Origin of the sequence: Muriicola sp. (assembly GCF_041567615.1) — a bacterium.
Lineage (GTDB): Bacteria > Bacteroidota > Bacteroidia > Flavobacteriales > Flavobacteriaceae > Muriicola.
This window is the reverse complement of record NZ_JBFGBM010000123.1, coordinates 1-8,300: the sequence shown is the minus strand read 5'-3', so window position 1 is coordinate 8,300 and position 8,300 is coordinate 1. Positions and strand designations below refer to the sequence as shown.

At 48.0% G+C, this 8,300-nt stretch carries 8 protein-coding genes; 4 read left to right on the top strand and 4 right to left on the bottom strand.

Annotation, left to right across the window (positions count from 1 at the left end):
- The 3 genes from ABYP73_RS09230 to ABYP73_RS09220 all read right to left on the bottom strand — a co-directional run.
- The coding region (locus ABYP73_RS09230) for a thioredoxin domain-containing protein (RefSeq protein ID WP_372974126.1) at positions 1-1,237 on the bottom strand (1,237 nt) is incomplete at its 3' end.
- Positions 1,238-1,302: 65 nt separating this feature from the next.
- A complete protein-coding gene (locus ABYP73_RS09225) occupies positions 1,303-1,503 on the bottom strand; it encodes a dodecin family protein (RefSeq protein ID WP_372944952.1) in 201 nt (66 codons plus the stop codon).
- Positions 1,504-1,573: 70 nt separating this feature from the next.
- Positions 1,574-2,473 carry a NifU family protein gene (locus ABYP73_RS09220; RefSeq protein ID WP_372944953.1) on the bottom strand — a complete coding sequence of 300 codons (900 nt, stop codon included), beginning with the start codon at positions 2,471-2,473 and terminating at the stop codon, positions 1,574-1,576.
- 120 nt (positions 2,474-2,593) lie between these two features.
- Between ABYP73_RS09220 and ABYP73_RS09215 the strand changes: the two genes are divergently transcribed.
- On the top strand, positions 2,594-3,589 hold the full coding sequence (locus ABYP73_RS09215; protein WP_372944954.1) for a type IX secretion system membrane protein PorP/SprF: 996 nt from the start codon (positions 2,594-2,596) through the stop codon (positions 3,587-3,589).
- 51 nt (positions 3,590-3,640) lie between these two features.
- Here the strand turns inward: ABYP73_RS09215 and ABYP73_RS09210 are convergent, their stop codons facing one another.
- A complete protein-coding gene (locus ABYP73_RS09210) occupies positions 3,641-4,777 on the bottom strand; it encodes a VWA domain-containing protein (RefSeq protein ID WP_372974125.1) in 1,137 nt (378 codons plus the stop codon).
- 227 nt (positions 4,778-5,004) lie between these two features.
- On the opposite strand from ABYP73_RS09210, the gene ABYP73_RS09205 reads away from it, so the two are divergent.
- From ABYP73_RS09205 to ABYP73_RS09195, 3 genes are read left to right on the top strand one after another with little or no spacing between them, the layout of a single operon-like run.
- Positions 5,005-6,945: a histidine kinase gene (locus ABYP73_RS09205; protein ID WP_372974124.1), complete on the top strand. Its 1,941-nt coding sequence runs from the start codon at positions 5,005-5,007 to the stop codon at positions 6,943-6,945.
- Complete coding sequence (locus ABYP73_RS09200) at positions 6,942-7,673, top strand: LytR/AlgR family response regulator transcription factor (RefSeq protein WP_372974123.1); 732 nt, start codon at positions 6,942-6,944, stop codon at positions 7,671-7,673. Before ABYP73_RS09205 ends, ABYP73_RS09200 begins: the two co-directional genes overlap by 4 nt.
- 40 nt (positions 7,674-7,713) lie before the next feature.
- Positions 7,714-8,232, top strand: a complete 519-nt coding sequence (locus tag ABYP73_RS09195) for a gamma carbonic anhydrase family protein (protein ID WP_372974122.1) — start codon at positions 7,714-7,716, stop codon at positions 8,230-8,232.
- Positions 8,233-8,300 lie beyond the last annotated feature (68 nt).

Sequence of the window (8,300 nt, the reverse complement as noted above, 5' to 3'; positions counted from 1 at the left end):
GTCTCGATCGGGATTCGCGCCTTTTGAACAGGATCTCTTTACAGGCATGGATCCTCTGCTCAAAGTTCTCTGTGGCCAGTCCGTGTTTTTTAGCCATTTCCTCCCGGGAAGAATCGCGTATAAGCACATAGATATCTTCTTCCCAAAGTCCGTAATCATTGATGTTGTAATAATCCGCGAAGAGGGTAAAATCTCCTTTGAGCAATTCCCTTAGTTCTTCCTCCTTCCATACATAAAAAGCACCTTCTCTCAGAACTCCCTTCTTGTCCAGGCTATCCGCATCCAGGGAGGAATAGAACCCACCCTCCGGCGATCTCAATTCCCGGCATACAAAGGATATGGATTCTTCAACTACCTTTCTGTACAAAGGATACCCGGTTGCTGCATAGGCTTTGGCGTAGAGGGAGATCAGCTGGGCGTTGTCATAGAGCATTTTTTCAAAATGGGGCACATGCCATTTTACGTCGACCGCATACCGGGAGAAACCCCCTCCGATATGGTCGTATACGCCGCCGTAAGCCATTCGTCTCAGGGTGGTATGTACATAGTCTTCGACCTCAGTATCTCCTGTGAGATTTGCGTAATGCAGGAGGAAATCGAGATTCACAGGCATCATGAATTTTGGAGCGCGACGGTAACCCCCCAGGAAAGTGTCGAAATATTGGGACCATTTTTTGACAGACGTACTTAACTCTTTAAGGGAAACGGGCTCATCCTTTTCCGGAGGGGGGATGAGGTTGATGGATCTCAGCCCCTGGGTAAGTTGGTCGGCATATTCGAGCACCCGCGATTTTTCCTGGGCGTATAGCTGGGAGAGTTGTCCCAGTACTTTGATCCATTGCTCCTTTTTCACGAAAGTAGCCCCCCAGAAAGGACGACCGTCGGGCAGGGCGACCACATTGAGCGGCCAACCTCCGCTCCCCGTCATCATCTGCAGGGCATCCATGTAAATATGGTCTATGTCCGGCCGCTCTTCCCTGTCGATCTTTATGTTGACGAAGTGTCGGTTCATGACTTTTGCGACATCCTCGTCCTCAAAACACTCGTGTTCCATCACGTGGCACCAGTGACAGGCCGCATATCCGATACTGATCAGCAGGAGTTTATTCTCCTTTTCAGCCTTCTCCAGGGTTTCTGTGCTCCACGCATACCAGTCTACCGGATTGTGGGCATGCTGCAGGAGGTAGGGACTCGTCTCATGAATGAGGGAATTGGTATGTTTGTGTGATGTGCTCAAGGTCTCATTGGTTTTTCGGCAAAAAAAAAGCACCCTAAGAGGTGCTTTTCGCAATGTTTTAATGGTTACCTGACCTCAAAGGTGATCTTCACGTTGACCCTGTAGTCATCTACCTTCCCGTCTTTGACGGTAGCGCTTTGTTCCTGTACGTAGACAGAGCGAATGTTCTTTACGGTTTTGGACGCCTGATCGACAGCATTCTGGGTGGCATCTTCCCAGCTTTTACCGGAGTTAGCCAGTACTTCTATAACTTTTAAAATGGCCATATTACAATACTTTTTAGGTTCTTTTAAAGGTCGAAAGAAATTGAGACAAATACAAATTAACAGGCATCTATTACCCGTTGATGGCAACCACTTCGCTCACCTTGTCACCCAGCATGTTCTTTAACATGGTCTCTATCCCGTTTTTCAGGGTAAATGTCGAAGAGGGGCATCCACTGCACGCCCCCTGAAGGATGACGTTGACGGTGCGGTCCTTTTCGTCATAAGACTGAAAAAGAATATTTCCCCCGTCGCTGGCCACGGCTGGTTTAACGTATTCTTCGAGGATCTGGATGATCTGGCGGGAGGTCTCATCCTCCGCTGCAGGAGCACCCTTGGTTTCAGCATTTTTTTGCTGGGTGCTTTCAGCCTGGTCTGATACGATCTCTTTGCCTTCGGCTATATGATTTCTGATCATCTCCCGGAGTTCCATGGTGATCTCATTCCAGTCGGCCATTTCAAACTTGGTTACCGAGATGTAATTCTCATCCATAAATACCTCTTTTACAAAGGGCAAATGGAAGAGGGCACGGGCAAGTTCCGAGTCCTTGGCCTCGTCGATATTCTTGAATTCAAAGCAAGAAGGTACCAGTTTTTTGTTGGCCACAAATTTCATGACCGCAGGGTTTGGGGTTACCTCGGCATACAGCGTAACAGGTACAGTGGTTTTAGGCGTATCCTCAAGGACCACGGGGGCACCTGAATTCAAATATTCCACCAATTGTTGCGCCACTTCATCCCTGACATCATCCCACTCCACGATGTCATATCGTTCCAGGGCGATAAAGTTGCCCGAAATATAGACTGTCTTGATAAAAGGCAGATAAAACAACTGCTGGGCCAGGGGAGATGCCTTGGCCTCATCGATATTCTTGAATTCATAATTAGACTGGGTGGTGAGGAACTGGTTGGCCTCAAATTTCAGGATGGCCTTATTATTTGTTTCCTTCACCGTGATGATAAACTCTTTCATAGTCCTTATTTTATGCAAAAATACAACCATTTTTCGGGCTAAAGAAGACATAATAATGTCTGCATTGAACCGTTATACTTTATATTTGAATATCTGGCTAATCACCCTGTCCCATCCTAGATGAGAAAAATCCTTTTAATTCTGATCGCTTACCTGAGTTATCTTGGAGCTGTGCACGCACAGGAGGGGATCCCGGTGTATTTTGATTATCTCTCAGACAATTACTACCTCGTGCACCCTTCCATGGCGGGAATCGGTCCCGGAGGTAAGATCAGGCTTACCGCCAGAAAGCAATGGTTTAATGTAGATGAGGCACCCAACCTCCAGACTTTGAGTGTGAATTACAGAATAGGTGAAACTCCCAGCGGGGTGGGGGCCATACTGTTCAACGATGCCAACGGCTACCATTCTCAAACAGGATTGAAAGCGACTTACGCTCACCATTTGCAGTTTGGGGAGGATATACGACTTCTCAACCAGCTGTCTTTTGGTCTCAGTGCCGGATTTATATTGAGCAGTCTGGATGAGACAGAATTCAGGTCCGTGATCCCGGATCCGATCATCAGCGGGGCGAGGAACAGCGTGGGGTATTTCAACGTAGACTTTGGAGTATCCTACAACTATATGGAATTTTATGCCCATGCCACCCTTTTGAATGCCCTGGGAACGGGAAGGGATCTCTATACGGCCATTGAATTCGACAATCTGAGGCGATATTTATTCTCCGCAGGCTATATTTTCGGCAAGAGCGACTGGAGGGTTGAACCTTCCGTCCTTTTTCAGCTCACTGAATTCACGGAGGAGGAGACCATAGATTTCAATGCAAAGGTTTACAGGGATGTGTCCTTTGGGACCGTCTGGGCCGGACTTTCCTATCGCCGCAGTTTTGACGGGGCGCAATACCAGGCCAATGGTCAGTTTGGGGAGCAAAGGCTCCAGCTCTTTACACCCATCATCGGACTTAACTACAACCGGTTTATGTTTTCTTACAACTATTCCTACCAGAATGGGGACATTCGTTTCGACAACGGCGGTTTTCACCAGATCACCCTTGGATATGATTTCGGTCCTGAAAGGCAGAACCGGTATGACTGTTTCTGCCCTGCGGCCAACTAAAAAAGGACTCCAGGCATACTCCCAAAGTCCTTTTTGTAAGGCTTCTCTTCCTTACTCCCAATAAAGGTCCTTTTTTGAAGCTTGTTTTTTGATCGCCTCCAGGATGGCCTTCTCCAGTTCTCCTGATTCATTTTTTCTGTGCTCTTTGAGATAAGCCTCCCTTTTAGTATGGGTCTGCTGGATCTCCGACTGGATTTGCCTGCGTTCTTCTCTTTTTTCTTCAAGAAATGCTCTGATCTCCTGGTCCGACTTTCCTCTCAGAGCTTCAGGCAGTGTTTCCCTTCTCACGCCGGCCAGGTCAAAGTCTTTTTGGGAAGATGCATCGATCAGGTCCCATCCCGAATTGTTGTAATAGGCGGAGCTTTTACTGACCGCACGCTTCACGGCCACTGCTTCTTGTAGTTCCATGGCTTCTGCATCCTGTTGTGCCTGCACGGCCATTCGCTCAGCTCCTTTGCTGCCGTAGGAGACATAGGTGGTATTCAGTCTTTTGTTCAATTTGATGATGATCTCATCGTAAGGGGTCTTTACATGGACAACCTGCCTGTTATGGTCAATGGCCATGTATTCTCCTCCTCCCAACCGGGCGCCTTCCTGCCAGTGCGTGTTGATACCCAGGGTATATTTCCCGCAAAAAATAGTATTGACGATCACATCGCGCTCCTTCGCATTCAAAACAGCTTCCCTGAAATCCTTCCTGCCTTGCGTAAAAGGCTCATTACCGGCTATAAAGATCATTTTCAGGTCATCAGGATTTTTTCCCCAGTCTAATTGCTGCAGAGATTGATGGATCACCTGTCCGCAGTATTCTTCACCCCCGTTTGTGGTCAGGGAGAACAGCTTGGCGGATATCTCGTCCAGGTCTGAGCTGAATCCCAGGACCTGCTGTATATATCCTTCCTCGGAAGCGAGGTCATTGTTACCGTATTGGTAGAGGGCAATTTTAAGCCTTGGACGTCCTTCATTCCCGCATTTGGCATAGGTGAACTGGTTCACGATATCCCAGAGCTGGGATTTGGCCTGGTTGATGAGTCCATCCATACTGTTACTGGTATCCAGCAGCAAGGCGATCCTCACTGTGGGGCGCTCAGGTTTCATTTTGTCTTCACTTTGGGGCGAGGATGCAAAACCCGTTCCGGTGAATATCAGGGCCAGGAGGACCATCGATTTTTGTGCAATTTTTTTCATCGTATCCATCATTTTTGAATTTGTATCAGGGGAAAAGTAGAACGTAAAAATTTCATTTAAAAACGGTAATGAGGGAACGCATCTCCTGGTTGAGGGAACTGGACCTCCCACTTAGGAAGAGGCTGTAAATCATTGATTTTTCGGATAAAACAGCGTTGGGGCTGTTTTTCAAATCGAAGTAAATGGACTAAGTTTACTCTATGATGCGGTATTCGTACACATGTATTTTGATCGGTTTAGCCTTGCTCATGACCACGGTCGGGAGGACGCAGGAGAAAAGCTCGGTTAAGGCCCCGGTTGATGCGGAGGTAAGGATAAGTCGGCATCGTGCATATTTGGACTCTGCAAAGACTTTTAAAACAACCGATATCCGGAAAAGTATCGACTATATTTCCCGCTCCATTTCGGAACTTGACGTGCGGGAGAACAAGAAGGAACTTGTCCTATCCCTCGTCCTCCTCGCGGAGGTATATACTTTCTACGGGCAATTAGACCTGGCTATTGCCAATTACAAAGAAGCCCTTGAGGCCCGTTACAGCGACATGACTTCCCTTGCCTTGGGGAAGACCTATGTCAGGAGCCGTCAGTGGGGAGAGGCCGTCACAGTTCTTTCACCTTTGGAGGATAACAAGACCTTAGCCCCGTATAACAGGGTAGAGATCTATGAAGCTCTGGGAGACGCCCAGGCCGGGTTGGGTGACGTGAACAAGGCCCTGGCCTATTACAGAGAAGGTCTGGCTATTGCCACGAAAAATCAGGTTACGCCCAAGATCCCGGATCTGAATTCTAAAATAGCGGATACCTATGCCAGCGTGAATCGAATGGAAGAAGCGGGGGCGTATTATGATAATTCCCTGAAGGAGGCAGAGAAACAGGCGCCTCAGAGAGCTGTCAAAGAGAAGGAAAAAGTGGCGGATTTCCTGAACAAAAGAAGTCGATATGAAGACGAGATCCAGCTTCGAAAAAGCAGCCTGAAAGACCTGGAGGCCATCCCAAAACCTTCAAAACAGGACCCGGGAATGGCTGTGAGCGCTGATACCGTGACCAGGCAGGGGATTAACTATAAGATCGCCAACGCCTATATCGCCCAGGACCAGTATGAGCAGGCGATTCCATTTTTAGAGCGGAGCATCGCCGAGGCTGATCAGGAGGAGGACCTCGTGGTCCAGAAAGAGGCTACCCGAAGCCTGTCCGAAGTGTACCGCAAGCAAGGGGATTTTTCGAAAGCTTTGGAAACCTATCAGAAATACGTGGCGGTGGTCGACACCCTCTACCTGAGAAAGGAACAGGAGATTTCCAGGGCAGCTCAGCTGAACCGCGAAATTGCTGCCATTCAAAATCGGATCACAGGCCTGGAGCGTGAGCGGGAACTCTCACAAAGCCGATACGATCTGGCTCTGGCAGAACAGCGCCTTACTGAGGAGAGCAATAAACGGCAGCTCTGGATCATTTACTCCCTTTTGTTCGGGATGTTCCTGATGTCACTCACGGCCTTTTTCTTTTATCGCAGCACCCAGAAACAGAAACTGGCGAACAACCTCCTGGCCCTCAAAACATTGAGGTCTCAAATGAATCCTCACTTTATATTCAATGCCCTCAATTCAGTCAATAATTTCATCTCGAATCACGATGAAAGGAGTGCGAACAGATACCTGAGCGATTTTTCAAAGTTGATGCGGACCGTCCTCGAGAATTCTGAAAAGGATTTCATCCCTTTGAACAAGGAGCTCGAGTTGCTGGAATTATATTTAAAACTTGAACATTCCCGATTTCCCGACAAGTTCGAATACAGGGTGGAGGTAGACGAATCCATAGACAGGGAGGCCTATAGAATCCCTCCCATGCTGCTGCAACCTTATCTGGAAAATGCGGTTTGGCACGGACTTCGATACAGAGAGGAAAAAGGGTTACTTACCATGAGGGTCAGTGAAAAGGATGGCGATACCTTAGAAATACGTATTGAGGACAATGGTATAGGCAGAAAGAGGTCTGCTGAATTGAAGACACACCACCAAAAAAAGCAGCGATCCACAGCCATGCGCAACATTCAGGAGCGGTTGGTAATCCTCAATGATATGTACAAAACACAAATTGGGGTCAGGGTGGAGGATCTGCAGGAAGATGGAACCGGAACCCGGGTAGTACTCAGCTTAGCAAAAGAAAAATGAAATTAAAGGCGGTCATCATCGACGACGAGAAGTCAAGCAGGGATATCCTCAGGAATTATCTCTCGGAATACTGTACGCAGGTAATCGTCTCAGGTGAGGCCGGTACGGTTTCGGATGGGATAGACATGATCCGGCAGGTCGGGCCCCATTTGGTTTTTCTCGATGTGGAAATGCCTTTTGGCAATGCCTTTGACCTGCTGGGAGCACTGCCGGAAAGGAATTTTGAGATCGTATTCGTGACCGCCTATAACCAATATGCGCTGGACGCTCTCAACCAGCATGCGGCTTATTACCTCATGAAGCCAATCGATATAGATGAATTGATCAGGGCTGTGGCCTATGTTGAAGAGGTCGTGAATCGGGAAGAAATGCTGAAGGACCGGGTACTCTCCTCAAGGTCTCCGAAAGTAGAGGGTAAGATCACCCTGCCCCAGCAGGACGGGTTCCAGGTGCTGGATGTGTCGGAAATTCTGTTTTGCAGGGCAGATGATAATTACACGGAGATCTATTTGTCGGAGAGGAAACTCCTGGTGAGTAAAACGCTTAAATATTTTGAAGACGCCCTTGCTGATTTCAACTTTGTCCGCATTCACAAATCCTTTCTGGTAAACATCAACGAAGTGGTCCGGTATAAAAAAGGAAAGGGGGGGAGTGTGGTTCTTTCCAATGGAAAGGAGCTCTCGGTGTCTGCTTCCAGGAAAAAGATATTACTTTCGCATTACGAATGAGTCGGATTGCCCGGTTCGCCCTGAATTTCAAAGTGAGAACATGATCATCAAAGCAGTTAAAGGAAAGTTGCCCGAGTTTGGAAAGGATTGTTTTTTTGCTGAAAATGCGACCGTTGTGGGCGATGTGGCGATGGGAGATGAATGCAGCATCTGGTTCAATGCAGTGGTGCGGGGAGATGTGCATTATATTCGGATGGGCAACAGGGTGAATGTACAGGATGGAGCTGTCATTCACTGTACCTATCAGAAGGCCCCGACAAACATTGGCAATAACGTATCCATAGGGCATAATGCCATTGTCCATGGGTGTACCATCGAGGATGATGTGCTGGTGGGGATGGGCAGCATCATTATGGACGACTGCGTGGTGGGATCGAACAGTATCATTGCTGCCGGGGCAGTGCTGACCAAGGGGACGATCGTACCTCCCGGCAGTGTGTATGCCGGCATGCCCGCGAGGAAGATCAAGGAGGTGAGCAGGGAATTGAGCGAAGGGGAAATCCGTCGGATTGCCAGTTCCTATGTAAAATATGCCGGATGGTTTAAGGAACCGGAATAGGATCGACCTGAAATACTTATTTTTGAAATCAAATTAAACCCGATTGAGGATGAAAGCATACGTATTCC

What these genes read in the sequence shown, in the direction of transcription:
- ABYP73_RS09225 (WP_372944952.1), bottom strand. Translation starts at nt 1,503, where the DNA reads ATGGCCATTTTAAAAGTTATAGAAGTACTGGCTAACTCCGGTAAAAGC.
- ABYP73_RS09200 (WP_372974123.1), top strand. Translation starts at nt 6,942, where the DNA reads ATGAAATTAAAGGCGGTCATCATCGACGACGAGAAGTCAAGCAGGGAT.
- ABYP73_RS09215 (WP_372944954.1), top strand. Translation starts at nt 2,594, where the DNA reads ATGAGAAAAATCCTTTTAATTCTGATCGCTTACCTGAGTTATCTTGGA.
- ABYP73_RS09195 (WP_372974122.1), top strand. Translation starts at nt 7,714, where the DNA reads ATGATCATCAAAGCAGTTAAAGGAAAGTTGCCCGAGTTTGGAAAGGAT.
- ABYP73_RS09220 (WP_372944953.1), bottom strand. Translation starts at nt 2,473, where the DNA reads ATGAAAGAGTTTATCATCACGGTGAAGGAAACAAATAATAAGGCCATC.
- ABYP73_RS09210 (WP_372974125.1), bottom strand. Translation starts at nt 4,777, where the DNA reads ATGAAAAAAATTGCACAAAAATCGATGGTCCTCCTGGCCCTGATATTC.